Below are 25,677 nucleotides of genomic sequence, written 5' to 3'. Positions count from 1 at the left end.
ATATTTATTTTGATTCATGTTGTATAATGAATAATTGTCAATTGTTTAGTTTAAATTGTCAATTTGAGACTTATTTTTAATAATTAATGGTAATTGTTGAAACTGATGCGGTTTTTTCATTGTTAAATAAAAAATTTATTGTTCTTTTTCTTTAATTGGTATTATTTAAAAAATCACTCCAAAAATGGAGTGATTTTTTAAGGAGAAGTTACTCTCTGTTTTTTAGTAATACCCAGCCGGAATATTTTGTAGCAGTATTATTCTTGTCGTTTTCATTCCATGAGATAGAATACCAATAAGTTCCTGTCAGGATTTTTTTGCCAAAAGCAGTCCCGTCCCATTTAAAGTTTCTCATTTTATCAGCTTCATAAAGTTTATTGCCATATCTGTCATATACTATAAAAACAAGGTTTTTCTTATATGCCAGTGCAGAATAATCAATAAAGTCATTAACGTTATCTCCGTTTGGTGTGATCGCATTGATCAGATTGGGAACAGTGATCTGAACTTCAACAGGTGAACAGTTATAAAAGTCTTTGACAAAAATTCTTACTTCTCCTCTGTGCAGTCCTGTAAACGTATTCGAATCCTGCCAATCTATCCCATTTAAAGAATATTTGTATGGCGGAGTGCCTCCAGAAACATTCACAGTTACCGTTGTATTATTGATATCAATACTTGAGATAACAGGGTTGGCTGAAGCAATAACCTTCACGGTCTGTAGGGTAATACAGTCTCCTGTCTTTAGCTTTACCCAATAAAGACCGACACCTACTCCCTGTATAGAAGGAGTGGTTGCGCCTGTAATCCACTCATATCCGTCAAAGCCGGGACCTGCATCCAGATCTGTTCTTCCGTCAATACAGATGATTTTATCTTTTAAAACGGTAGATTTCACTGGTGGAAGTACAACAAGATTAACTTTTGCTATAGCAAAACATGCATTAGAGTCTGTTACCTTAATATAGATTGCGGTGCTCACTGACATATATTGAGAAGGATTTACGATCTCATTGGTTCCGTTTAAAGCATCTGCCACACTTAAATAATATTTCTTTATAAAACCGCTGGTCAGTGTTGTTACATTGGCAGAAGTAAGATCAAATATAGCATTCGTAATATTATCCTGTAGAAAGCAGGACTGAAGTGTTGCCTCGTTTACTGGGGTTTCCGGGTAGAATGTCAGGGTAATTTTTGCCGTACCGGTACATCCCTGCGGCGTGGTTACTTTTACATAAACTATTCCGGGTGCGGAAGTATAAGAGTTGGGATTCGTGATTTCGTTGGTTCCGGCGTTCAGATCATTCAGTGTTTTATAATACTTTTTAGTGGCGCCAAGTACATTTGTGACATCTGCAGTATTGAGGTTGAATAATCCTGTTCCAATTTTATTGTTATTACACGCCGTTAATGTTTTGTCGGTAAGGGTAAGCGGAGCCAGTACCAGCTGTATTTTCCCGTCTGGATTATCACATAATATTCCTGCATTGTCCTTTACAATCACGGTAACCGTAGTATTTGCGTTGAATTGGAAATTGGTAGGATTTGCAATTGGTGTTGAGCCCTGCAGATATGTGAATGTATAATTGGAAGGATTACTTACGAATTGAGAATTGAAAGTTGTTAAATTTACAGAGGCAAATCCTGTTGTCGGATTCGGGCAGAAAGACTGTGTCGCTGTACTTTGTAAAATAGGGACTTTATCAGTGTAGATTTTTACATTTTTAATGGAATGTCTTGATCTTGCCCCTCCTGTAGAAGCCGAAAATCCGAAATATCCGACAGTCATAGCTGCTGCCGTACCCGAAGGGGCAAAAGACTGGTTGCAGATTGTCGTACCGTCAAGTGTGATTTTTACAATCCAGTTGGTAGGAACAGCCGGATCTACCTGGGCCGTTACTTCAACATGTTTATAAGTTGTTCCCTGGAAAGGCTGAGTGGTATTCAGGTCGGGTGAGTGAAAAGAACTTCCCGGCACATTGAAGAATTCTACATTGTTGTTATCTGTTGTATTGGCAACCTGTCCATAAGCAACATGTATCTTGCTCATTGTAGCTGTGGTTGTGTTATTGTAAGTGTCAAAACCTACAATAAATCCAACCGCGTTTTGGGAAACTCCAAGACCGGAACCTAGCACGCTGGCTACAGGTGGGTTCGCCAAGTACCAAAATGCAATTCCGTCACCGTTGGAAGTTTGGTTAGAATCCATCCTGAAATCGAATTCCACCCTCCATTTATCACAGTATTTTAAGTTGATCTGGTCATTCAGCCTGATAGACCCGGACTGGTTATTGGTATCCGGAGTAAGCTGAACGAAATCGCCCAGTACCTGTGTCGGCGAGACCATACTCCATCCGGTGGTATTTACAGGATTTCCTGTTAACTGGTACGTTTGAGAAGACAGGCTTCCAGATAAAAAAAACGAAATGAGTAAAATATAAGACAGTAAAAATTTTTTCATTGAAGAGGGATTACTTATTTAGACACTGTAAATATATTAAATCCCAATCGATTAATGTGTATTTAATGTTAATTTTACTGAAAATGATAATGATTTGTCAATAAATGATAAGATGGATAAGGAATAATTAATGATATGGATGGTAATTTAGATTTATTAAAAAAGAGAATTGCTTTCCAAGCCTTCAAAATAAGTGTCGATTTCCAGATCGGATGAATTTGCGGCGGCTACGGCCAGTTTATCACAAAGCTCGTTTTCAAAGTGTCCCGCATGACCTTTTACCCAATGCATTTTTGGTGTGTGCTTGTTGTACATTTCAATGAATCTCTTCCAGAGATCAGGATTTTTTACATTTTTCCATCCTCTTTTGATCCATCCCGCGATCCACTTTTGATTCACAGCATCAGCTACATATTTGCTGTCTGTATAAATGTGGATATCGTTCTCCGAAGACTTTAGTTTCTCCATGGCAGAAATAACCGCAAGGAGCTCCATTCTGTTATTGGTGGTTTTTCTGAAACCTTTCGAAAATGTTTTCTGATAATTTTTTTCAGGAACACGCATAAGGATTCCGTAGCCTCCTTTTCCGGGGTTTCCGCTGCATGCACCGTCGGTGTATATTTCTATTCTCAAAAGTTAAGTCTATATAAACTGGTATTTGCTAAAAGCTAAGCTGAATAATACCAACTGTTATTAATTTAAAATAGTATCATTGGCTCTAGAATGGGAAATCGTCATCGTCATCAAGATCATTCATTGAGGATCCTGAAAGTTTTGAACTATCCGGCAAGTCAAATGCAGCTCCAGGTTGAATAGTAGTTCTTATTTTATCAAAACCGTTGGGCTCGTTAGATCCGAAATTAGAAGGATAACCTCCCATACCACCGTCTAATGCTGCTTCAATATCCCCGAATTTTGCAAAATGTTTCAAGAATGATAATCTTACATCGGCTGTAGCACCATTTCTGTGTTTTGCGATGATCAGTTCAGCCTGGTTCTCCGTTGGAGTTTCCTGGCCTTCTTCATCGTTGTCCCAAACGGCAATTTTATAATATTCAGGTCTGAAAATAAAGGATACAATATCCGCATCCTGCTCAATTGCTCCGGATTCCCTCAGGTCAGAAAGCTGAGGTCTTTTTCCGGGACGGGCTTCTACACTTCTCGATAACTGCGAAAGTGCAATAACAGGCACATTAAGCTCTTTGGCAATGGCTTTTAATGAACGTGAGATCATGGAGATTTCCTGTTCACGGTTTCCTACTCCTTTTCCTCCGCCTCCTGCAGTCATCAGCTGAAGGTAATCCACCATGATCAGTCTTACGCCATGCTGCATTACCAGTCTTCGGCATTTTGCACGGAAGTCGAATATAGATAGAGAAGGGGTTTCGTCAATAAAAAGCGGTGCATTTTCCAGTTCGGATACATTGGAGAACAGTCTCTGCCATTCTTCATCATCTAAAGTTCCTTTTCTTAGTTTTTCGGAAGAAATTTTAGTTTCCGAAGCAATCATTCTGGTGATGAGCTGTACAGATGCCATCTCCAGAGAGAAAAGCACCATGGGGATCTTGTGGCCTACGGCAATATTTCTGGCCATCGACAGAAGAAACGCTGTTTTACCCATTGCGGGACGGGCTGCAATAATGATGAGGTCGGAATTCTGCCAGCCTCCCGTTTCTTTGTCAATATCCCTGAATCCTGAAGGAACTCCTGAAAGTCCTTCTTTATCTTTCAACGATTTAATAGTGTCAATTGCCTGCTTTACCAATGAATTGGCAGTGTCAAATCCTTTTTTGATCGTACCGTTGGTAATCTCAAAGAAAGATTGCTCAGCCTTATCCAAAAGTTCGAATACATCCGTGGATTCTTTATATGATGAATCAATCACGTTGGCAGAAACATTAATCAGGCTTCTTAAAATATATTTTTCCAGAATAACACGGACATGATATTCAATATGGGCAGAAGAGCTTACTCCCATGGTAAGATCAATGATATAATGGTCTCCTCCTGCCTGGCTTAATTTATCTTCTTTTTTTAACTCCTGGATAATCGTCATAAGATCTACAGGATGATTACCCTCGTAAAGCTTTAAAATCGCAGCAAAAATAACCTGATGTCTGGGATCATAAAATACTTCGGGAGTAAGAAGGTCAATAGAATGATCAAGACCTTTTTTATCTATTAAAAAAGTTCCTATAACCAGTCTTTCAAAATCTACAGCATTGGGTGGCATTTTTCCATCCGCAATAGACAGTTCTCTTGCAAAATTTCCGTGTGTAAGGGATGATAATGTTTCTTTCTGCGCCATAATGCAAAGATAGTTTATTTAAAAAAAATAATTAAAAAATAGTAACTAACAAGTTATCAGCAATCCTGTCGTAACCTATATCGGCAGAACATAAATGAATGTTAGTAAAAAGCGGGGATCAAAAATAGAAAAATTTCAATAAGTACTATTCACCGAAATGAAAATGATTAATGATTTTTTTATTTTCAAGTGATGAAATGGATGGCTGGACTAATAAATATGAAACAAAAAAAGACTGCCACAATTGACAGTCTTTTCTTTATTACTAAGAATAAGCTTATTCTTTATTCTTCAACAGTATCCATCCTGAATATTTCGTTTCAGTATTGTTCTTGTCGTTTTCGTTCCATGAGATGGTATACCAATAAGTACCTGTAGGGATTTTCTTGCCGGAAGCTGTCCCGTCCCATTTATAATCTCTCATCTTATTAGCTTCGTAAAGCTTGTTTCCATATCTGTCATATACGATGAAAACAAGGTTTTTCTTATAAGATAGGGCAGAGTAGTCGATTTCATCATTGATCTTATCACCGTTCGGAGTGATCGCATTGATCAGGTTTGGTACAGTGATGGTGATCTGAACAGGGTTACAGTCGTAAGAATCCTTTAAAAATATCTTATTATCCCCTCTAGGAAGTCCACTGAACGTGTTGGTCGACTGCCAGTTGGTACCATCTATTGAATACATATAAGGAGGGGTTCCACCTGAAGCGTTCACTGTGATGGTATTGTTGCTGATATCTACACTTGAGATTACCGGCTGCGAAGAGGCGAAGATCGTTACAGTCTGAAGCGTGAAGCATTTTCCTGTTTTCAGTTTTACCCAATAAATTCCTATTCCTGCATTATTGATAGATTGTGTGGTATCGCCGGTGCTCCATTCATATCCGTCGAATCCAGGTCCTGCATCCAATGTTGTTTTTGCTTCAGCACAGATCGTTTTATCTTTCAGTACAGCAGATTTTACAGGCGGAAGAACTTTTAGCGTAATTTTGGCAATAGCATAACACTGATTGGCATTGGTAACTCTTACATACACTTCAGTGCTTGTTGTAAGATAAGTGGTCGCATCGGCAATAGGATTGGTTTCGGCTTTAGCGTCGTTTAATGTCTTATAGAATTTTTTTGTCTGTCCTGCTACAGCGCCTACATCAGCTGTTGTCAGGTCAAATCTAGCCTGCATGATATCATTTTCAATATAACACTCTTCTAGTAATGCATCTCTTAATACAACTACAGGATGGAATGATAATGTAATTGCTGCTGTTGCTGTACATCCAAAGGCAGAAATTACTTTAACATATACGATTTTTTCTGGGGAAATATAATCGGTAGGATTAGTTATTTCATTGGTGTCAGCGGTTAGATCAGCAAGTGTAGGATAATATTTTTTCGTAACGGTGCCGGTAAATACGTCTGCCGTTGTCAGGTCAAATTTCCCGGTACCTTCACCATTGTTATTACATGCGAAAATAGTTGCATTTTTCGCTGTGATGCTGGCATCTACAAATTTGAACTTCCCGCTTATAAAGCATTTGTTGACAACATTGTTAGGATCGTCTGGGTCCAGATATCGGATTCTGTAGTAATAATCGGTTGTTGCATTTACCGTTGCGATGGTAAGAGGGTCATCTCCTGTTACCACATCGTTGGTATTGTCATGGTAGGTAACCTGGAAGTTAGGATTGTTACCATTAATAATTCCGGCAGTAAGCGTGTTAAAGTTAAACTGCGAAGGAAGCCCACATACCATAATTGTTGTAGGATCGGTTGGAGCAGCTCCCGGAATGCCTGGTGGGATAAATGGATTAGGAGCCAGGCTGGGATTGTTAAATGCAGAGCTCAAGGTAGCAGTACCACCCCAAACCAGTTTGAATCCGTCATCAGAGCTTTCGAAGTTATCTACAATAAGATAGTAGGTTTGTCCGGCTATTACGTCCATGTAAGGACTCCACTCTCCCTGGTTTCCTGCAGTTCCGGTTCCATTGGGAGCTCCGGGAGGCGCTATGGTCAGGCTGAGTCCGGTGTCTCCATTAGGAACCCTGCCTGCATAGTTACATCGGAGTGGCGTTACAAAAGTACCATTAGTATTTAAAGAGGCGCATCCATTGGTGGTGGGGCCATATACTGCAAAATCGTAATCATCCGTGTTAACGTTAGGATCGATAGTAAATGACAGTGTGCCGGATGTTGCTATTGTAAAAGTATACCATACGGAGTAATTTTCATCTCTGCCTAAGCATCCGCTTGCAGATAGATTCTCCTCAATATTCCCATCTCCGTCGGGAGTGTAGAAAATGTCCGAATTTCCGCAGAGCGGAATGGCTGTCACACAATCGGACTGTGCATAAAATACCTGTGCTATAAATAAAATTAAAAGAAGTAATGTTTTTTTCATGTTTAAAATGATTTTTGTGAACAAGATTTGAGTAAAATAAAGTTATCAGCATTTATGTTGAAAAAACCGCCCCGTAGAGCGGTTTTTGTTTTAACAGGAGATTATTCTCTATTTTTTACCATTACCCATCCGGAGAATTTGAATGGCGTATTCTTTTTATCATTTTCGTTCCACGTTACAGAGTACCAGTATGTTCCTGTAGGAATTCTTTTGCCGGAAACTGTCCCATCCCACTTATATCCGTTGGATTTATCAGCCTGGTGAATCTTGGTTCCGTATCTGTCAAAGATGCTGAATATAAGTCCGTTTTTACCAGATAATGCTGAATAATCTATCACATCATTTACGCCATCTCCGTTTGGAGTGATTACATTAATAAGGTTAGGTACAACAACTGTTATCTCAATAGGTTCACAGTCGTAAGCATCTTTTACATATACTGTATGGTCTCCTCTTGAAACATTGGTGAAGACGTTAGAGTCCTGCCAGTTGATGTTATCCATAGAATATTTGTATTCAGGAGCTCCGGCAATAACATTCACAGTTATGGTACTATTGGAAATATCAATGCTTGAAACAACCGGCTGTTCAGAAGCGTATACTTTTACAGCCTGTAATGTGATACAGTCGCCGGTTTTTAATTTAACCCAATATGTTCCTACACCTACATTATTGATAGCCTGTGTAGTTGCTCCCGTACTCCACTCGTAACCGTTGAATCCAGGACCTGCGTCCAGTGTTGTCTTGTCTTCAACACAGATAATTTTATCCTGAAGTACATTCGAATAAACAGGAGAAAGTACAGTTAATGTGACTTTCGCAATAGAATAACACCCTTGTGCATTAAATACTTTCACATAGATTACCCCGGCTGGAGCAGTATAGGCTAAGAAACTTAAAATTTCATTTGTTCCGTTTACCGCATCCGTTAGAGAAGGATAGTATTTTTTAGTGGCTCCTACTACAGCGGTTACTGTGGCAGTACTCAGATTGAATGTTCCCAGTGAAGGATTTGTTTCAAGGAAACATGATCTTAAAGAGGCGTCAGTGACTGCTACCAGAGGATGGAACTTCAGGGTGATTTCTGCTGTTGCCGTACATCCAAATTCATTGGTTGCTTTCACAAAGATTTTTCCTTCAGCTGAAACAAACTGATAAATAGCAGGACTTGTGATCTCATTCGTTCCTGCGTTCAGGTCGAACATTGTAGGGTAATACTGAAGCGTATGAGTGGGTCCGGCTCCTATAGTAGCAGTGGTAAGATCAAACATTGCTGTTCCGGAACCGTTATTGCTGCAGCTTGTAAGCGTGGCATTGTTTAAAGTAAATCCGCCGTCTCTGAATTTGAATTTTCCTGTAATGAAACAACCATTCATAGGGTTTGTTGGATTCGCAGGATCTTGGTAGACAATCCTGTAGTAGTAAACTGATGTAAGGTTTACAACCTCTGTAGTAACAGGGTTTCCTCCTGTAATCGCATCATTTGTATTTTTATGGTAAGATACTTTAAAATTCGGGCTGTTGCCATTGATAATTGCTGTGCTCAATGTCGTGAAATTGAATGCAGTGGCAAGTGAACATACCGTTACCTCATTCGGATCTGCGGGATTGGCAGCAGGAAGTCCCGGAGTAACAAACGGAAACGGAGCCAGACTAGGATCATTGAACGCAGAGCTTAAACTCGCAGTTCCTGTCCATGTAAGTGAGAACCCGTCCGGAGAACTTCTGAAGTTGTCTACAACAAGATAATACGTTTCGCCGGCCTGTACTACCATATGTGGGCTCCATTCAGCCTGGTTTCCAGCATTTCCATTGGTATTTGGAGGTGGAGGCGGAGGTATCGTGAGCAATAAGCCGGTATTTCCCTGTGAGGAACCTGTGCCATTGTAGTTGCACCTTAACGGTGTTACAAAAATATTGTTATTATTTAAGGAAGTACAGCCATTAGTGGTAGGGCCGTAAACTGCAAAGTCATAATCATCGGTATCAACATTAGGATTAATGACAAACGCTAACGTTCCGGAAGTAGCTGCCGTAAACGAATACCATACAGAAAAGTGTTCGTTGTCAACATCATTCAGGCAGGAATTGGGACCAATGCCTTCCAGGACATTTCCCGGTCCCGAAGGAGTATAAGAAATATCTGAATTTCCACAGATAGATATTGCACTAATGCAATCCGACTGGGCATATAATATGCGTGAACAGATGATTAGAAAAACAAGTAATGCTTTTTTCATAAAGGGGGATTTAAAAAAGACAAATATAAAAAATTATTAAAGTTAAATTAAAGTTTTTGTGATATATTTAATAGAATCAACATATTATTGTTTAATAATTCATTTTTCTCAGCTTGGGATTTGTACTCGCTACAAGAAGAGCGACCAGTACTGTCATAGTTCCTCCGAAGACCACAGACCGCACTACCCCAAGTAATTTTGCCATCAGCCCGCTTTCAAACTGCCCCATCTCATTACTGGACATAATAAATATAGAATTGACACTCAATACACGTCCTCTGATGTTGTCAGGGGTTTTCAGCTGTACAATGGTTCCTCTGATTACCACTGAAATTCCGTCAAGCATTCCGCTCATTACAAGGAATAAAAAAGAAAGCCAGTAAAGCTTGGATAAGCCAAAGCCAATGATGCAAAGTCCGAACCCGGCAACAACGGCAAGGAGGATTTTCCCCTGGTTTTTTCTCAACGGAATAATCGCCAGAAGAGTAATGATACACATAGAACCTATATCTGAAGCAGCATTCAGAAGACCAAAGCCTTCTGCTCCCGCATCTAAAATGTCAGTGGCAAATACCGGGATCATAGCGACGGCTCCTCCGAAAAGAACGGCAAACATATCAAGACATAGTGCCCCTAAAATTTCTTTCGTCCTAAAAATATAGGAAATCCCCTCACGCATGCTTTCCACTACATTTACATTCTCCTTTTTATATTCAGAATGCTGCTGTTTCAGCTGCCAGAAGAACAGGGAGGCGATAAATATTAAAGAGATAATAACGATCAGCGTCCATTTTACACCGAAAAACCCGATAAGAAGTCCACCAGCTGCATGTCCACATACAGAAGAGATCAAAAATGTGGCCTGGTTCAGGGTTACCGCATTCGGAAGATTTTCTTTCTGGACTATTTTAGGAATCATTGAAGGAACAATGGGTCCGATAAAAGCTCTTGCAATTCCTGTGAAAAATATAACACCATATATAAAATAAGTGATTTCATGCCCGTTAAAATGCAGCTCTACATTGAAGAAAGCAGGGATCAGCAGAAGCCCGATCAGGAAAATATAGGCATAATTGCAGATCAGGAGCAGTCTCTTCTTTTCATTCATGTCAATGACATGGCCGGCATATAACGCACAGCTTACCGCAGGAATTACTTCCGAAAGCCCGATCAGGCCTATTGAAAAAGGATCTTTTGTTAACTGGTACACCCACCATCCCAATAAAGTAGCGAGCATTCTGAAGGCTAAAACAATAAAAAATCTTCCCGTAAGAAGATTCCTGAATTCAACATTTTGCAATGTTTTTAACGGTGTAAAGGAAATCATGCACAAAAATAGCCCTAAATATTTATTTAAGGCTACTTATATACTGTTTTTCGAATGATAAATCAAATAGGTCCCGAAAGATAAAATCTATTAGTCTGCTCTCAAAGCGCTGATTACAATAGCTGCAACACCTGCTGCGCCAATTACGGTAGCACCAGCTGTTACCCTTGCCTTAGATCTGTCTTTTACAGCTGCTACATTAGATTTTGGGATAATTACCTCTGTACTGTCCTTTTTGCCTGCAGTTCCTATAAGGTTGTCACCATCTATGTTTCGGAATAGCATTTTCTGTTTGGCAGAACCATCTTTCATGGTAACAACGTACACTTTTCCAGCCTGAAGATTAGAATAATTGTTTTTTGAAATATCCTCGCTGTACTTTGTCGTAGCGCAGGATGAAATTACAAATAAGGATGTTAGTAAAGATGATTTTAAAAGTACAGATGCTTTCATTATTATTATTTATTTTTTCAAATTTATAATTTTTTTCGAATATATGTTTTTGGAATTGAAAAAATATCTCTAAAGTTTGTAAATTTCCAATAGATCTGCAATTTTTCTGTCATTGGCAAGCCTTGGTGTTTTATTCTGGCCGCCTAGTTTACCCTGCGATTTTGCATATTCATGGAAAGCACTCCTTTTCAGTGGAGTAATATGCAGCGGCTGAAGGATATTTCCGGTAATAAGATCATCATAGTAAGTGTTTCTCGCCCGAAGCTGGCGGTCCAGCTCATTCCTGAACAATTCTAAATTTTCCGGTTCCTTTTCAAATTCTACCAGCCATTCATGATACGGAAGGCCTTCCGTAGGATTTACCTGCGGGGCAAGGTGGAATTCTGTGATCTGGGCCGTATGCTTTTCCAAAGTAGCTTTCATTGCTTCCTCTACCTCAAAAGCAATTACATGCTCTCCAAAAGCAGATGTGAAATGTTTCGTTCTGCCACTCACCAGGATTTTATACGGATCTTTGTCGATAAATCTTACAACATCACCTATTGAATAAGCCCATAATCCTGAATTTGTAGTGAGGATCAGGGCATAATCCTTGTTGAGCTCTATATCTTTTAATGTTAATCTTCGCGCTTCAGGTTTACCATACTCTTCCAGAGGAATAAATTCATAAAAAATTCCATGATTCGTTAAAAGAAGTAATCCTTCCTTGGTGTAATCATCCTGAAAAGCAAAAAAACCTTCAGATGCAGGAAACGTCTGGATAATATCTACTTTCCCGCCAAGCAGTTCATTCATTTTATCACGGTATGGCTCGTAGTTAACACCTCCTGTAACAAGAAGCTGTAGGTTGGGGAAAAGCTGTTTGATTTTTTTACCGTGCTTTTCAGTAAGCTTCTCGAAATACATAATCAGCCATGGCGGAATTCCGGAGATTAACGTCATATTTTCGTGCTCCGTTTCTTCAATAATTTTATCTACCTTCGCTTCCCAATCCTCCATAATATTTGTGTTCCAGCTCGGAAGGCGGTTCTTTTGAAGATAGGCTGGGATATGATGGGCTACAATTCCGGAAAGCCGTCCCGTTTTTATTCCGAAAACTTCCTCCATCTCAGGGCTTCCCTGTAAAAAGATCATTTTTCCGTTCACAAAATCAGCATTGTTTTTCTGGGCAATATAATGGAACAGTGCGCTCTGTGCACCAGCAATCTGAAACGGCATTCCTTCTTTGGAGATAGGAATATACTTCGATCCGGAAGTGGTGCCTGAGGTTTTTGCAAAATATTCAGGAGTTTCTGTCCAAAGAATATTGGCCTGTCCTTTTTTTATCCTCTCGATATAGGGTTTCAGATCTTCATAATCAGCAACAGGAACTCTGTCCTGGAATTCTTTGATGGACTGAATGTTTTCAAAATCATGTTCCCTTCCGAAAAGTGTTTTCTGTGCCGTTTTCACTAAAGACAGCAAAAGGGCTTCCTGATTTTTTACTGAGTTTTTTTTGAATTCTTCGGTTTTCTGGACATGTTTTTTTGCCCAGACAAGTGCCGCATTTTTCTTGAAGAAATTTAACATGCTCCAAATTTATAAATAAGTATAGAATATGAAATCATTTTTTCATTCATATATGCCACAAAAAAACCGGCGAATGAATTTCACCGGTTCTTCGAAATTTGATTATGAAAATAACAACTATATGTTAAAGTTTACTTGTTTTCTTTGTACCTCTTATCTGGAGTGCCGTCTTTTTTAAGTTTTTGGTTTTCCTTATACCTCTTGTCCGGGGTTCCGTCCTTTTTCATTTTGGCCGTAGGTTTTGTGGTTTTAGCTTCAGGAGCCTTTACTGTTTTTGCTGTCTGATGATGAGGGGCTGCAGGTGCTGCCGGAGCAGTCTGCTGAGCGGTTGCAAAGCCTAGTCCTAGAGCCAGGGACATTGCTGTTAATAATTTTTTCATAGGTGTACGGTTGTTTTTCTTGAGTAAAGATATACAAAAAGCAGGCTGAAAATCCTGTATTTCAAACCTTAACTAAAGTTTATTACTGCTTAAAAAAAACTTAATAACAGCAATAACAGCTTTTAAAACAAAAGCCTGCTTCATTTTGAAGCAGGCTTTCATGTAATATGAATAGTTGGTTTAACGTGTACAGTTGGCAGTCCAGGTTTTCCCGTCCTTGATGTATAGAATTTTCAACTCATTATTGTCAATTCTAATATAAGATGTAGCAGTGGAACCAACCATTACAAGAGTATGGTCTCCCTGCTGTTGAAATTCTACTCCGTTAAGATCCGGGATACCGTTCGAAAATGCGAAATTATATTTCGTCCCGCTCGCGATCTTGGTTACAAATACACTTCCGTTATCTGTACTGTTGTTGGTAGACCCGTCATTATAAGAAATGCTTCCCTTATATGTTCCTGCGAAGAAATCGTTGTTTACCGGATCATCATCATCACTACATGATGCAAAAGATAATGTGGCAACAAAGACCAGCATAAAAATTCCTAAGATTCTGATTGCTTTTTTCATAATTTTATTTCTTTAAAAAGTTTGATAAGGTAAAATTTCCAAACACTATGCCATGCCGGAATATCAGTGTATTTTTAACTTTTAATTAGATAAATTGGTAAAAAATTAAGACTTAAATAGTGATTGTATTATTTTGATTAGGGTTTTAGTAACTTTTGATTTCCGGGGAAAGAAAAAAATATCCTTATCTTTGTTATAAGCAAACGGTTTCGGAACACTCCCGAAATCGCTTTTGGCGTTTATATCATTAACTATTTATGCAGCTAAAACCTATTCACGAAAAATTTCTTCCCGACTTGCTTCAGAAAGAATTTGGAAAAGAAATCTTTACCCAGCTAGAAAAAAGCCAGCATATTTCCGTGAAAGGAAGTGCAGGATCTTCGGTTTCTATTTTTGTTGCCGAGCTTTTTCTAACTCAGAAGAAGACCATTCTTTATCTGGTAGATGACAAAGAAGATGCATTATATGCCAATACTGAAATGGAAGACCTGCTTGGAAAGGACAAGGTTCTGTACTTTCCGGCAACTCATCTTGAGCCGTATCAGGTTGAAAAAACACAGAATGCAAATCTTGTGCTCCGGACAGAGGTTTTGAATAAGATCAACTCTGGGAAAGCCCCTAAAGTTATTGTGGTTTATGCAGGGGCTTTGTCCGAAAAGGTTTTGAAAAAAGAAGACTTTAAGGCAATCTCACATCATATAAAAGTAGGTGATCAGCTGGATTTTGATTTTGTGGATGAGCTGTTGAATCATTATAATTTTCAGCAGGCAGATTTTGTTTCTGAGCCGGGAGAGTTTTCGGTAAGAGGAGGGATCGTTGATGTATTTTCGTATTCCTACGAAAAGCCTTACCGTCTTACCTTCTTTGGAAATGAAGTGGAAAATATTAAAACCTTTGATATAGAAACGCAGCTTTCCATAGATAAGGTAAAAGACTTTCAACTGGTTTCCAATATGAATTTTTTAGTAACCGGAACCAGGGTTTCGCTGCTGGAGCTGCTGCCTAAAGAAAGCTTTGTGGTTTCCAGAAACGGCGCTGTCGGAATGCAGAAGATCAGGACTTTCTACGAGAAAGCACTGGAAAAATATGATACTTTAAGTAAGGATATTGCGCATAGGACCCCGCAGGAACTCTTTATTTCAGATCAGGATTTCCTGTTTGATTTTAAGAAATTTAAAACAATTGATTTTGCCGGAATTCCTATTGAAGGACTTAAAGAAATCACAGAAATAAAAGTTGAGCAGGTTCCTCAACCTTCCTTTCACAAAAATTTCGAACTGCTGATAGAAGATATTGAAGAAAAGCAGGGCGAAGGTTTTGATACCTGGATCTCTTTTTCTACAGAAAAGCAGAAAGAAAGGCTGGAATCTATATTTGAAGAGCTTGAACATGAACTTCCTTTTAAAAGTTTCAAATCTGAACTGCACGAAGGTTTTGTAGACAATGAACATAAGTTGTTGGTATATACGGACCACCAGATCTTCGACCGTTACCAAAGATATAAAGCAAAAAATACCTTTGCAAAATCAGAACAGCTTACACTTAAAGATCTGATGTCTCTGAAGATAGGCGATTATATTGCCCACATCGACCACGGAATCGGGAAATTCATGGGGCTTGTCAAAGTAAATAATGATGGGAAAATACAGGAATGCTTTAAGCTGACTTACAAAAATGGAGACTTATTATATGTAAGTATTCACTCCCTGCATAAAATTTCAAAATATAACGGTCCGGACGGAAAAGAAATTGTACTGAGTAAACTGGGATCCCCGGCCTGGAAATCATTAAAACAGAAAACAAAAGCAAAAGTAAAGCAAATTGCTTTTGACCTTATAAGATTATATGCTGAAAGAAAAACAGCAAAAGGATTTTCCTATACTCCCGATTCTTATCTGCAGAATGAGCTGGAAGCCAGTTTTATTTACGAAGATACTCCGGATCAGGAAAAAGCAACCATTGACGTGAAACGGGATATGGAGGCTGATACAGTAATGGACAGGCTGGTTTGTGGTGATGTAGGTTTCGGAAAAACTGAAGTAGCGATCCGTGCTGCATTCAAAGCTGCGACTGATGGAAAGCAGGTCGCTGTACTGGTTCCTACTACTATTCTGGCGTTTCAGCATTACAGAAGTTTTAAAGAAAGACTAAAAGATTTTCCGGTAAATGTTTCGTATATCAACAGATTCAGAACTGCGAAACAGAAAGCAGAAGCTTTAGCCGGTCTTAAAAATGGAAAAGTAGACATCATCATTGGAACCCATCAGCTGGTGAGCAGTTCCGTTAAATTCAAAGATCTTGGACTGCTGATCATTGATGAAGAGCATAAATTCGGGGTTTCAGTGAAAGATAAGCTGAAAACATTAAAAAGTAATGTAGATACCCTTACCCTTACTGCCACTCCCATCCCGAGAACACTCCAGTTCTCCCTGATGGCGGCAAGAGATCTTTCGGTGATCAAAACACCACCGCCCAACAGGCAGCCTGTGGATACGCAGCTTGTAGGATTCAATGAGGAAATCATCAGGGATGCTGTTTCTTATGAGATTCAGAGAGACGGACAGGTCTATTTTATCAATAACAGGATTGAGAACCTTAAAGATATTGCCGGGCTTATCCAGAGGCTGGTCCCGGATGCAAGAGTTATTACAGGACACGGACAGATGGAAGGTAAGCAGCTGGAAAAGAATGTGCTTGATTTCATGGAAGGGAAATACGATGTCCTTGTTTCTACAACAATTGTCGAAAGTGGAGTGGATGTTCCTAATGCGAATACCATATTCATCAATGATGCCCAAAGGTTCGGGATGGCGGATCTTCACCAGATGAGGGGAAGGGTAGGGCGGAGCAACAGAAAAGCCTTCTGCTATTTGATCACGCCTCCTTATGATATGATAACCTCTGATGCCAGAAAACGTCTTGAGGCTATTGAGCAGTTCTCAGATCTTGGGAGCGGTTTCCAAATTGCAATGAAGGATCTTGAGATCCGTGGAGCGGGAGATCTCCTTGGGGCGGAACAGAGCGGATTTATTAATGAAATGGGCTTTGAGACCTATCAGAAGTTGATGCAGGAAGCGTTGGAAGAATTAAAGGATGATGCGGATTTTGAAAACCTGTTCGACAATGAGGAAGACAGACAGAAACTGTTTAAATCTGTAAAAGATGTCAATATTGATACTGATTTGGAGCTAATGCTTCCGGATTTCTATATCTCCAATACCGAAGAAAGATTATTGCTGTATCAGAAACTTGCAGAGATTAATAATGAAAAAGACCTCTATAAATTTGAGCTTGAACTGATTGACCGTTTCGGAGCTTTGCCGAAAGAAGCAGTGAATTTATTGAAGAGTGTTGCCTTGAAATGGCTTGCTGCAGACATAGGATTTGAAAAGATCGTTATGAAAAATGGTGTATTCTTAGGATATTTTCCTGCAAATCCCCAGGATAAGTTTTACCAGACAGACGGGTTCAAGCATATCATCAGCTATTTAACTCAAAATCCGACAGAGGCTCAGCTTAAAGAGAAAATCGGTAAAGATGGCAATCTGCTGATGATGAGAAAGGAGAAAGTGAAAAATGTGGATGAAGTTAATGTGCTTTTGAAAACGATTATCGGACATGATTAAGAGGAAATTTCCTCATTTTAATAATCAAAAAAATAAGAAGACCTAAAAATTTACTTTTTAAGGTCTTTTTTTATTGAAAAAAAACATGATTTTTACACAAGAAAAGTGAGTTATCATTCGGATTCAGAAGCATTTGAAGTCACAATAGGATGAGAAAAAATAATTCTGTACCATCGGCTGGCATTGGGTTTGGCTAACACAGCCCCAATCAAACGGATGAAAAAAGTCTGGCTTGTAGTAATAATTCTACTTTTTTATACATTAAATTCTACAGCATAATCGCTTTATTAGTACGGGTTTACGGGGTTGTGGGTGGTTTTTTATGATTAAAAATTCATACCTTTGCAGCCCTTATTATGAAAAGAATTATTTATTGTTGCGCAGCCGGGCTTTTATCGCTTTGTGTGAACGCGCAGGTGGGAATTGGGACGATTGCTCCTAAATCTACTCTCGATGTCAACGGGAAAACCACCTTAAGAAAAGAACTTAGAGTAGGCGGTACATCCGCCCAAGTTGGAAATGCAGGACTGAACGGTCAGGTTTTGGTCTCGCAGGGAGAAGGTTTGCCTCCTGTATGGAAATCGTTGAATGTTTCCTTTATGGAGGAAGGGCAGTACAAATTGATCAATTCGTACCTGTCATCAGATCAGACGGGCATTACAGCACTTTCAAGTGGTGTTGCAGCAGACAATGTTTATAAGAATAATGTGGGAGATGATATTGTCGACACATCAAAAGGGAGGTGGTCAAAAATTACCGGACTTGAGAACAATTTTATTATTAAAAATGGGAGAAACAGGCTTACTTACCAGTTTCAAACAGGTGTTGAAATGAAGGCTCCGTCTGCAACAACTTCCCAGTCTGTCACTTTTACCTGCGGGGTTTTCAGAAACGGGAAATTGGTGGCAGTACGTCCGGATAAGATTGTTTCGAACAACAATACGGAGAAACTGGGTATTCAGGATTATATTTTTACCCTTAATTATACAGAGCAGAATGTTCCGGTAGGTACACATAAGCTTGAGGTGGCGTGTAGAAAGATCAATTCCTCAAATTTAAACTCACAATTTACAGTCGGGCGTAATGTATCCGATACCAATACGGCTTCCAATGCATTTACCCTTGAGTCTGTGATGAAGATCGATGTGATTGAATACGTAACTTATAAAAGCAATTAATTGATGAAAAATATTATTTCGATCCTGTTTTTTATGACAGGACTGTCTCTCTCTGCGCAAGTGGGAATCAAAACGGATTCTCCAAAATCGCAACTTGATGTCAATGGTGATATCAATCTAAGAAGTAAAATCGTTGTTCTTAATGTTACAGATAATACTTTGTCCCAAGGCAATAATGATCAGATTCTTGTTTCTCAGGGGGAAGGCTATCCACCGATCTGGAAGTCACTGCGTATTCCGGAATATGAGCCGAATAAATTTTATCTTATCTTCAATAACTCCTTTTCAGACAAAACGGGAGTGAAATTTACCAATAGTGAACAATCCAGTATTACTGCAAAAAATACAGCTTTTACTAAAGGGGCAGACATCTCAAGCCTTCCCGGATTTAAGAAAATAGCAGGTCTGTCGCAGCCTATCAGTGTATTCAGTACGGAAAGCAAAACTTATTTTCAGTTTGAAACTGTGGTGCAAGCTAATCTTCCTGTAAACGGAACACCTGATATTTCCATAGATTATGCATGTGGTATTTTTGTAGATAATAAATTGGTGAACCTTAGACAGAGAAATTTAAAGGCAAGCAGTGCAGCAAGTACTTTTATTACACACAATCAGATTGGGATAGTAACTAATCTTTCCAAAGGACAGCATGACGTAAGTGTAGCCTGCTCTAGGCTTGGATCTTACAGAACAGCAAGCGATGTTGTGTTGGCTATAGGAATAAATGCAGATACCAACATTAACAGTTTTATTACTCAGTCTTCTCTGAAAGTTGATGTGTATGAAATTCCTCAAATATTTAATCCAATTATAAATTAATCCAGGCATGAAAAAAATTATTATCATAAAGTCTTTATTTTTTGCGGTGTGGGCATCTGCGCAGGTGGGAATAAATACTTCAAATCCTGCTAACATGCTGGATGTAAACGGTGATTTAAATGTTAGAAGAGAAATCAGAACCGGTGGGACGAATCTGCTGAGAGGATCGGCCGGATCTGCGGGAACTATTTTTCATAACAATTCAGAACTGAATGTGAATGATTGGAAAAGTATAAAAATTGCCGATGGGCAGGGAAGTATGTCTGTATTTTCATTGAATACTGTTGCAGACCAGACCGGAGCAAGTTTTTCTAGCCCTAACGGAGCCACCGCACCATATACAGAAGGGGCGGCACTTACTTCTGCGTGGACGGTTCTTCCGGGAACTGCCGATACTTTTTCCATTACCAATGCTGTCAATAAAGTTGCTTTTACTTTTCAGACTACAGCCCAGAAAACGGGAAATTCGAATGCCTCTTCAGGTTTTGCATGCGGCATCTTTGTGGATAATACGCTTAGAGCAGTTAGAACTGATGTTTTAATAGGCTCGGAAGGAAGTTATAAGGTATTCAATCTTAATGCAACACTTACGAATCTTACTCCTAAGAACAATTACGCCGTGAAAGTGGCCTGTACGAAAAGAAACCTCAATTCAGGAACATTGGGGATAGGAAGGGCGGTCAACACAGATTATCTGAATAATGAAATGTCTCAGTCTGTTCTGACGACATCTGTTCTGCAGCCTTATTAATTCTATGATATATCAGCAATAAAAAACCTAAAAACATAATGTCTTTAGGTTTTTTATTGTAAAAAGATGTAGATTGTTATGAATTTGTTGAATAAGTGAATGTTTTCGTCAAAAAAATGAATTATATTTGTCAACTCACTAAAATATTTTTTCATGGGAAAAAACTATCTTTTTAAAATCATTGCCGGGGTATTTTTCGGACTTATGGTTTCATGTGACAATTCTTCTTCAGACCAATTCGAGCCCAGTGCCAATAATGGAGGCAACAACGGGAACCCGACTCCTCCAGCCAGAGTTCTGGAAAAAATTACGTTAAATGGCACTATTCAGGAAGAATATACAGTCAATGGTACTGCTTTTCAGAAAGGAATGCTTAGAGATGGAAATACCAGTAATTATTATACAGGTACCGTAACCTATATCAATAATAAAATTGGGAAAATAAAATTCCTTGGAAGCCTGGCCGGAAGTATGACGTATGATTTTAGCGTAAGTGAAGATAGCAAGGGCAATGTTTACAGTGCAACGTGTACTGGTACAGCTGCTACTGCAATAGACTCTTTTGTAAGTGATTATATATTCACTTATGATGCCACCGGCAAGAAGCTTGTGAAAATCCTGGAAAAGAGAAAAGTAGCGGGAAATACAGCGTATAGCTTATTTACGGAGAGCACTTTTACCTATATGGGAGATAATATTTTCAAGGCCGAATGTGCCAAAGGAACACTTACATCAACCGGAGCACCTAATATGGCTACTGCAAAAATGACCGTTTACAGCTACCAGAACTATGACTCTAAGGTTAATCCGTTCTCTACGCTTTCTAAAACATTCTTTACTGCCTGGAGCTTGGTACGCCCGGAGAACTTTTATAGAATTTCGCCGAACAACCCAACATCGGTATATGTGATGCCGCCGTCTCCCGCACCGGCAATAAATACACCAATGACCTATTTGTATGATGCCTACAATTATCCTGTTTCGGATAAGGATCAGCTTCTTAAATATACTTACAGAACTCTGTAAAGCCCAATTGATTATCGGTTTTATTAGAATATAAATAAAAACATAACTTTTGTTCAAAAAAAAGTTATATTTGTCAAAAAATAAACAATTACCTGGAAATGAAACAGCTTTTCTACTTTATTTTATTAATAGCAGGACTTTCATCTATACATTCCTGTAAAGACATGTTAGACGAAGACGGGGATCCTTTATTGGACCTGAATGAAACGGGAGGACTGATTGGTCCAAGAGCACTATACAGAGAAATTACAGATAAGGATACATTAGCAGAATATCACTACAGTGGGCTTTTGGTAACGAAAGTAATCACAGACAGTGCTTCAATCATAAATATTGCATACAGCGGTGACAAAGTAAGCCAAATTAACTTTAACGGATTTTTGGATCTGGACGGAAACGGAAAGCTTGATAAAGACAGTGTTTCTTACAGCCAGCTATTTACTTACGGACCCAATAATAAACTGGTAACTATTTCTGAAAACCGTTCTGTTTTCAGAAGACCTCCACCTGTGCCGCCGGCAACTAATCCTGGACCACAAACGCTTTTAAGAAAAACAAAAGCCCTTTACGATTTAAAATATAATGCCTCTACAGCAAAGCTGGATTCTATTATCATGAGAAATGGTCCTGATGTTTCCGGAACACCATTTGCGTTTATCAGTTATTCTAAAACAGGATATACTTATTTAGGTGATAATGTATCCAGAGTGGTAAGAAATTATGGCCCTATGGCTGGAGGGGTATTTGGAAGACCTATTACCAGATTTGCCTATGACTTTGTAAATTACGATACTGAGATCAGTCCATTTACACTGCTTCCTTCAGCATACAAAATTTCAAGACTTTTATCAACTGAGATTAATGATAAGGAAAGTCATATCTTATCTCCGAACAATCCTAAAAAAGTGTCGGTAACAGATCTTATTCCTCCTATCCCGTCTCCGATTAACTGGACAACCAACTACAACTATGACCGACAGACTTATATGACGAAAGGATTTGGTGTAAACTACATTTATAAGCCTTTTTAAAAGAATCTTTAAAATATACAGGCCCAATCTTTTGTAAGATTGGGCTTTTTATTTTTTATCCCTTAATTTTGCAAAAAATTTCTGAATGAAATATTTAATAGTCGGGCTTGGAAATAAAGGCCCTGAATACGAAAATACACGCCACAATATAGGATTCAAAGTAGCTGAAAAAATAGCTGAAACACTGGAAGCTTCATTTAACACAACCAATTTTGGATGGATGGCAGAAGGAAAGTACAAAGGAAGAAAGGTGCTTATACTGAAGCCCGATACCTATATGAACCTTTCGGGAAATGCGGTGAAATTTTGGATGCAGAAAGAAAATATTCCATTGGAAAACGTGCTGATTATTACAGATGATCTTGCCCTTCCGTTTGGGACTTTAAGAATGAAAATGAAAGGCTCTGATGCAGGACACAATGGCCTGAAAAGCATTAATGAAACGCTCAATACCCAAAATTATGCAAGGCTGAGATTCGGGATTTCTGCAGACTTTTCTGAAGGCCGCCAGGTAGATTATGTATTGGGAACCTGGAATCAAGAAGAATCTGAAAGGCTGGGCGAAAGAATTGAAAAATTTTCTAAAGCCAGCCTGTCCTTTGTGTTTGCCGGTATCAATAATACAATGTCAGCATTCAACGGGAAATAAATAGAATGTCAACCCTTAATAGTTTGAAAGCATAGTAATTTTTAAGCTATTTCCAAAAAATAAAGACCATCGGAATTTCCGATGGTCTTTTATTGTACTTTAAAAATCAATTCCCAATCTAACTATAACATGATCTTTTATCTATGTATAATAAAAAGTACAGGTTTTTATCTCTTAAAGCCAGGTTACAACTCCGGTTTCTACATCATAATTGGCTCCAACTATTTTGATTTTACCTTCGTCTTCAAGCTTTTTAAGTGTTGAACTTTGGGTACGGATATCTTCGATGGCATTTTTTACGTTTTGCTGGTTTAGCCTTTCCAAAAGCGCACCGTTTTTTGATGAACGTTCCTCGCCTTCTTCAATGATTTCATTGATGATCGGATCGAAATGATTGATTAAGTGGTTTAGATTATCCATTCCCATTCCTTGGATTTGTGCTGCGTCCAAACCACCTTTTAATGCACCGCATTTAGTGTGTCCTAAAACCACGACAAGCTTGGAACCTGCAACGTTACAGCCAAATTCCATTGAACCTAAAATATCTTGATTAATAAAATTACCGGCAATTCTGATACTGAAAATATCTCCTAATCCCTGATCGAAGATAAGCTCTGCAGAAGTACGGCTGTCTATACAGCTTAAAACTACTGCAAAAGGCCACTGACCTTCACGCGTTGCATTGACTTGCTCTAAAAGATCTCTGTTTGCTTTTAGGTTATTCACAAATCTTTGGTTTCCGTCTTTTAAAAAATCTAATGCTTTTTCAGGATTAATGGTAGATTGGGTTTCGTATGTATGTGCTTTCATATGATTGATTTATTCTTTGTATAATTAAAAATTACTTTAATGAGCTTACATAGCTCTTCTGTGTGTGATCAGGATGTGGGAATCTTCATCTGTTTCATAATCTTTGTATGAAGTTTTGAAGCCTAAAAGTTCCACATTAATATCTTCTTCTTTGGCCCGGATATTGGCGAAATCCTGGATCATCTCCAGTACATCTGTGGCAATATATGAAGTTCCTCTTGCATCAATGGTCACGGTAGAATTGGACTTGATATTTTTTAATGTTTTTTTAATGGCTGCCTTATTCAGGAAAGAAACTTCTTCAGCAAGCTTGATGTTTATTTCATCAGCATCATTCAGCTTTTCTCTGCTCAGGTAATAAGCACGTTTCATATTCCCCTGAAGGATATAAAATACGGAAATAGCTAAACCGATTCCAACCCCTTTAAGAAGATCGGTTGCCACAACAGCTACAACGGTGGCTACAAACGGGATGAACTGGAATTTGCCCAAATGCCAGAAATGCTTGAATGTTGCAGGCTTTGCCAGTTTATATCCTACCAGGATCAATACTGCAGCAAGCGTGGCAAGCGGTATTAAGTTCAGTATGAACGGAATAGTAAGCACGCATACCAATAAAAGCACACCGTGGATCATAGCGGAAAGTTTTGAAGTGGCGCCGGCGTTAGCATTGGCAGAACTTCTTACCACGACAGATGTCATTGGCAGCCCTCCGATAAATGAGCTTATTAAATTTCCAATTCCCTGTGCTTTAAGCTCAAGATTGGTATCAGTAATTCTTCTCTGCCTGTCTAATCTGTCTGACGCTTCAATACAAAGCAGGGTTTCAATAGAAGCAACAATGGCAATGGTTGCCCCTACTATCCATACCTTAGGATTGGTGAATCCATTAAAATCAGGCATTGTAACAAGATTTTTGAAGTCATTCAAAGACTGAGGAACTGGTAGTGAAACCAGATGTTGAGTACTGATCGCTAAAGAGCTGCCGGACAGTTTGAATGCTTCATTCAGGAGTATTCCTGCCACTACTGCTACCAATGCTCCAGGAAGCATTTTCATTCTTTTTAAAGCTGGAATTTTGTCCCATGCAATAAGGATACCTACGGAAACCAGTGTTACCACGATAGCTCCTATATGTATGGCTCCGAATAATTCTGTAAAGTATCCGAAATTAAGACCATTATCAAAAATGGATTCGTGCCCTTCGTAATCATTATCGAAGCCCATCGCATGAGGGATTTGTTTCAAAATAATGATGATCCCGATAGCGGCAAGCATTCCTTCAATGACATTATTCGGGAAATAATTGGATATACTTCCGGCTTTGATGAAACCCAGGATTAGCTGGATAAGTCCGGCAATGATTCCTGCACAAAGGAAAAGTTCGAAAGCGCCCAAATCTGTAATAGCGGTTAATACAATAGCTGTAAGACCAGCTGCAGGACCGGACACTGATATATTTGAATTACTGAGGAAGCCTACGACTAATCCTCCTACAATACCGGCAATTACCCCTGACAAAGGTGGTGCCCCTGATGCTAAAGCGATTCCGAGACATAATGGAAGCGCGACTAAGAATACAACGAGTCCGGAAGGGAAATTCTCCTTGATTCCTCCTATAAATGATGTTTTTTTCATGATGTTTTTGAAAAATACTATAACCAATTGATCTATCTTCAGATAATCAATTATAAAAGATTGGAAATTTAATTTTAAAGCACACGTATCCGATATCAGCTTTGATATGAATACTATAAGGATCTAATAATACTTAAAAATTAAGCTTCGGGAGGCGGAGAAAATATGGTGAGCAAGGGCGACAGATGAAAGGAATCATCTATGAGCTCAAAAGACACGCCCTTAAGGTCAGGCTCAGAAAACTTCACGTAATCAAATACATCCAAAGTTTTCGGAAGCGTCTTTTCGTAAACAATAAAAGATGATGGGTTAGAATGTGGTTCTTCTTCATTGATTGTTACATTGGTCCTTGCTATATCCCAGCCTGCGACAGCAGCAATGCCAGGCAGTGCTGTGAAGTTTAGGAAGAAGGTCAATACAATAATACTCCAGAATTTCAT

At 38.9% G+C, this 25,677-nt stretch carries 20 protein-coding genes; 7 read left to right on the top strand and 13 right to left on the bottom strand.

Going from position 1 to position 25,677, the window contains the following annotated elements; translation table 11 throughout:
- Window positions 1-208: 208 nt before the first annotated feature.
- The 10 genes from J2T03_RS11830 to J2T03_RS11785 all read right to left on the bottom strand — a co-directional run bounded on the left by J2T03_RS11830 (window position 209) and on the right by J2T03_RS11785 (window position 13,709).
- Window positions 209-2,461: a T9SS type B sorting domain-containing protein gene (locus J2T03_RS11830; RefSeq protein WP_307211384.1), complete on the bottom strand. Its 2,253-nt coding sequence runs from the start codon at window positions 2,459-2,461 to the stop codon at window positions 209-211.
- Window positions 2,462-2,617: 156 nt separating this feature from the next.
- The gene (gene rnhA / locus J2T03_RS11825; RefSeq protein ID WP_306840552.1) at window positions 2,618-3,094 is read right to left on the bottom strand and encodes a ribonuclease HI; all 477 of its coding nucleotides are present in this window, start codon (window positions 3,092-3,094) and stop codon (window positions 2,618-2,620) included.
- An 85-nt stretch (window positions 3,095-3,179) separates the two neighbouring features.
- Window positions 3,180-4,769: a replicative DNA helicase gene (gene dnaB, locus J2T03_RS11820; RefSeq protein WP_307211382.1), complete on the bottom strand. Its 1,590-nt coding sequence runs from the start codon at window positions 4,767-4,769 to the stop codon at window positions 3,180-3,182.
- A gap of 277 nt (window positions 4,770-5,046) precedes the next feature.
- Window positions 5,047-7,167, bottom strand: a complete 2,121-nt coding sequence (locus tag J2T03_RS11815; protein ID WP_307211380.1) for a T9SS type B sorting domain-containing protein — start codon at window positions 7,165-7,167, stop codon at window positions 5,047-5,049.
- Between the two features lie 101 nt (window positions 7,168-7,268).
- Entirely contained in the window at window positions 7,269-9,407 is a 2,139-nt protein-coding gene (locus J2T03_RS11810; RefSeq protein WP_306840549.1) for a T9SS type B sorting domain-containing protein, read from the bottom strand.
- 91 nt (window positions 9,408-9,498) lie between these two features.
- On the bottom strand, window positions 9,499-10,734 hold the full coding sequence (locus tag J2T03_RS11805; protein WP_306840548.1) for an MFS transporter: 1,236 nt from the start codon (window positions 10,732-10,734) through the stop codon (window positions 9,499-9,501).
- A 90-nt stretch (window positions 10,735-10,824) separates the two neighbouring features.
- On the bottom strand, window positions 10,825-11,187 hold the full coding sequence (locus J2T03_RS11800; RefSeq protein WP_306840547.1) for a hypothetical protein: 363 nt from the start codon (window positions 11,185-11,187) through the stop codon (window positions 10,825-10,827).
- 69 nt (window positions 11,188-11,256) lie between these two features.
- A complete protein-coding gene (locus J2T03_RS11795; RefSeq protein WP_307211378.1) occupies window positions 11,257-12,756 on the bottom strand; it encodes a GH3 auxin-responsive promoter family protein in 1,500 nt (499 codons plus the stop codon).
- A gap of 131 nt (window positions 12,757-12,887) precedes the next feature.
- Window positions 12,888-13,136 (bottom strand): hypothetical protein, encoded by a 249-nt coding sequence (locus J2T03_RS11790; protein ID WP_306840545.1) that lies wholly within the window; start codon window positions 13,134-13,136, stop codon window positions 12,888-12,890.
- A 180-nt stretch (window positions 13,137-13,316) separates the two neighbouring features.
- A complete protein-coding gene (locus J2T03_RS11785) occupies window positions 13,317-13,709 on the bottom strand; it encodes a hypothetical protein (protein WP_306840544.1) in 393 nt (130 codons plus the stop codon).
- Between the two features lie 257 nt (window positions 13,710-13,966).
- On the opposite strand from J2T03_RS11785, the gene mfd reads away from it, so the two are divergent.
- The 7 genes from mfd to pth all read left to right on the top strand — a co-directional run bounded on the left by mfd (window position 13,967) and on the right by pth (window position 22,789).
- On the top strand, window positions 13,967-17,335 hold the full coding sequence (mfd, locus tag J2T03_RS11780) for a transcription-repair coupling factor (protein ID WP_307211377.1): 3,369 nt from the start codon (window positions 13,967-13,969) through the stop codon (window positions 17,333-17,335).
- A 356-nt stretch (window positions 17,336-17,691) separates the two neighbouring features.
- Window positions 17,692-18,513, top strand: coding sequence for a hypothetical protein (locus J2T03_RS11775; protein WP_306840542.1), 822 nt, complete (start codon window positions 17,692-17,694; stop codon window positions 18,511-18,513).
- Between the two features lie 3 nt (window positions 18,514-18,516).
- Window positions 18,517-19,332, top strand: coding sequence for a hypothetical protein (locus J2T03_RS11770; RefSeq protein ID WP_307211375.1), 816 nt, complete (start codon window positions 18,517-18,519; stop codon window positions 19,330-19,332).
- Between the two features lie 7 nt (window positions 19,333-19,339).
- Complete coding sequence (locus tag J2T03_RS11765; RefSeq protein ID WP_306840540.1) at window positions 19,340-20,083, top strand: hypothetical protein; 744 nt, start codon at window positions 19,340-19,342, stop codon at window positions 20,081-20,083.
- Between the two features lie 153 nt (window positions 20,084-20,236).
- Complete coding sequence (locus J2T03_RS11760) at window positions 20,237-21,109, top strand: hypothetical protein (protein WP_306840539.1); 873 nt, start codon at window positions 20,237-20,239, stop codon at window positions 21,107-21,109.
- A gap of 98 nt (window positions 21,110-21,207) precedes the next feature.
- On the top strand, window positions 21,208-22,140 hold the full coding sequence (locus tag J2T03_RS11755; RefSeq protein ID WP_306840538.1) for a hypothetical protein: 933 nt from the start codon (window positions 21,208-21,210) through the stop codon (window positions 22,138-22,140).
- A gap of 85 nt (window positions 22,141-22,225) precedes the next feature.
- A complete protein-coding gene (gene pth, locus J2T03_RS11750) occupies window positions 22,226-22,789 on the top strand; it encodes an aminoacyl-tRNA hydrolase (protein ID WP_306840537.1) in 564 nt (187 codons plus the stop codon).
- A gap of 174 nt (window positions 22,790-22,963) precedes the next feature.
- Here pth and J2T03_RS11745 read toward each other — a convergent pair whose 3' ends face one another.
- The 3 genes from J2T03_RS11745 to J2T03_RS11735 all read right to left on the bottom strand — a co-directional run bounded on the left by J2T03_RS11745 (window position 22,964) and on the right by J2T03_RS11735 (window position 25,677).
- Window positions 22,964-23,599, bottom strand: a complete 636-nt coding sequence (locus J2T03_RS11745) for a carbonic anhydrase (protein ID WP_306840536.1) — start codon at window positions 23,597-23,599, stop codon at window positions 22,964-22,966.
- 45 nt (window positions 23,600-23,644) lie between these two features.
- Entirely contained in the window at window positions 23,645-25,237 is a 1,593-nt protein-coding gene (locus J2T03_RS11740; RefSeq protein ID WP_306840535.1) for a SulP family inorganic anion transporter, read from the bottom strand.
- A 140-nt stretch (window positions 25,238-25,377) separates the two neighbouring features.
- Window positions 25,378-25,677 (bottom strand): hypothetical protein, encoded by a 300-nt coding sequence (locus J2T03_RS11735; RefSeq protein WP_306840534.1) that lies wholly within the window; start codon window positions 25,675-25,677, stop codon window positions 25,378-25,380.

The sequence above is a fragment of the Chryseobacterium lathyri genome, from assembly GCF_030812195.1.
GTDB classification, from domain to species: domain Bacteria; phylum Bacteroidota; class Bacteroidia; order Flavobacteriales; family Weeksellaceae; genus Chryseobacterium; species Chryseobacterium lathyri_A.
Note: the sequence above shows the minus strand (reverse complement) of the source record. Positions and strands in the feature narration are given on the sequence as shown.

Coding starts and splice junctions, on each gene's coding strand:
- J2T03_RS11815 (WP_307211380.1), bottom strand. CDS start 7,167: ATGAAAAAAACATTACTTCTTTTAATTTTATTTATAGCACAGGTATTT.
- mfd (WP_307211377.1), top strand. CDS start 13,967: ATGCAGCTAAAACCTATTCACGAAAAATTTCTTCCCGACTTGCTTCAG.
- J2T03_RS11760 (WP_306840539.1), top strand. CDS start 20,237: ATGGGAAAAAACTATCTTTTTAAAATCATTGCCGGGGTATTTTTCGGA.
- J2T03_RS11795 (WP_307211378.1), bottom strand. CDS start 12,756: ATGTTAAATTTCTTCAAGAAAAATGCGGCACTTGTCTGGGCAAAAAAA.
- pth (WP_306840537.1), top strand. CDS start 22,226: ATGAAATATTTAATAGTCGGGCTTGGAAATAAAGGCCCTGAATACGAA.
- J2T03_RS11740 (WP_306840535.1), bottom strand. CDS start 25,237: ATGAAAAAAACATCATTTATAGGAGGAATCAAGGAGAATTTCCCTTCC.
- J2T03_RS11785 (WP_306840544.1), bottom strand. CDS start 13,709: ATGAAAAAAGCAATCAGAATCTTAGGAATTTTTATGCTGGTCTTTGTT.
- J2T03_RS11755 (WP_306840538.1), top strand. CDS start 21,208: ATGAAACAGCTTTTCTACTTTATTTTATTAATAGCAGGACTTTCATCT.
- J2T03_RS11805 (WP_306840548.1), bottom strand. CDS start 10,734: ATGATTTCCTTTACACCGTTAAAAACATTGCAAAATGTTGAATTCAGG.
- J2T03_RS11735 (WP_306840534.1), bottom strand. CDS start 25,677: ATGAAATTCTGGAGTATTATTGTATTGACCTTCTTCCTAAACTTCACA.
- J2T03_RS11765 (WP_306840540.1), top strand. CDS start 19,340: ATGAAAAAAATTATTATCATAAAGTCTTTATTTTTTGCGGTGTGGGCA.
- J2T03_RS11800 (WP_306840547.1), bottom strand. CDS start 11,187: ATGAAAGCATCTGTACTTTTAAAATCATCTTTACTAACATCCTTATTT.
- J2T03_RS11745 (WP_306840536.1), bottom strand. CDS start 23,599: ATGAAAGCACATACATACGAAACCCAATCTACCATTAATCCTGAAAAA.
- J2T03_RS11810 (WP_306840549.1), bottom strand. CDS start 9,407: ATGAAAAAAGCATTACTTGTTTTTCTAATCATCTGTTCACGCATATTA.
- J2T03_RS11775 (WP_306840542.1), top strand. CDS start 17,692: ATGAAAAGAATTATTTATTGTTGCGCAGCCGGGCTTTTATCGCTTTGT.
- dnaB (WP_307211382.1), bottom strand. CDS start 4,769: ATGGCGCAGAAAGAAACATTATCATCCCTTACACACGGAAATTTTGCA.
- J2T03_RS11770 (WP_307211375.1), top strand. CDS start 18,517: ATGAAAAATATTATTTCGATCCTGTTTTTTATGACAGGACTGTCTCTC.
- J2T03_RS11830 (WP_307211384.1), bottom strand. CDS start 2,461: ATGAAAAAATTTTTACTGTCTTATATTTTACTCATTTCGTTTTTTTTA.
- J2T03_RS11790 (WP_306840545.1), bottom strand. CDS start 13,136: ATGAAAAAATTATTAACAGCAATGTCCCTGGCTCTAGGACTAGGCTTT.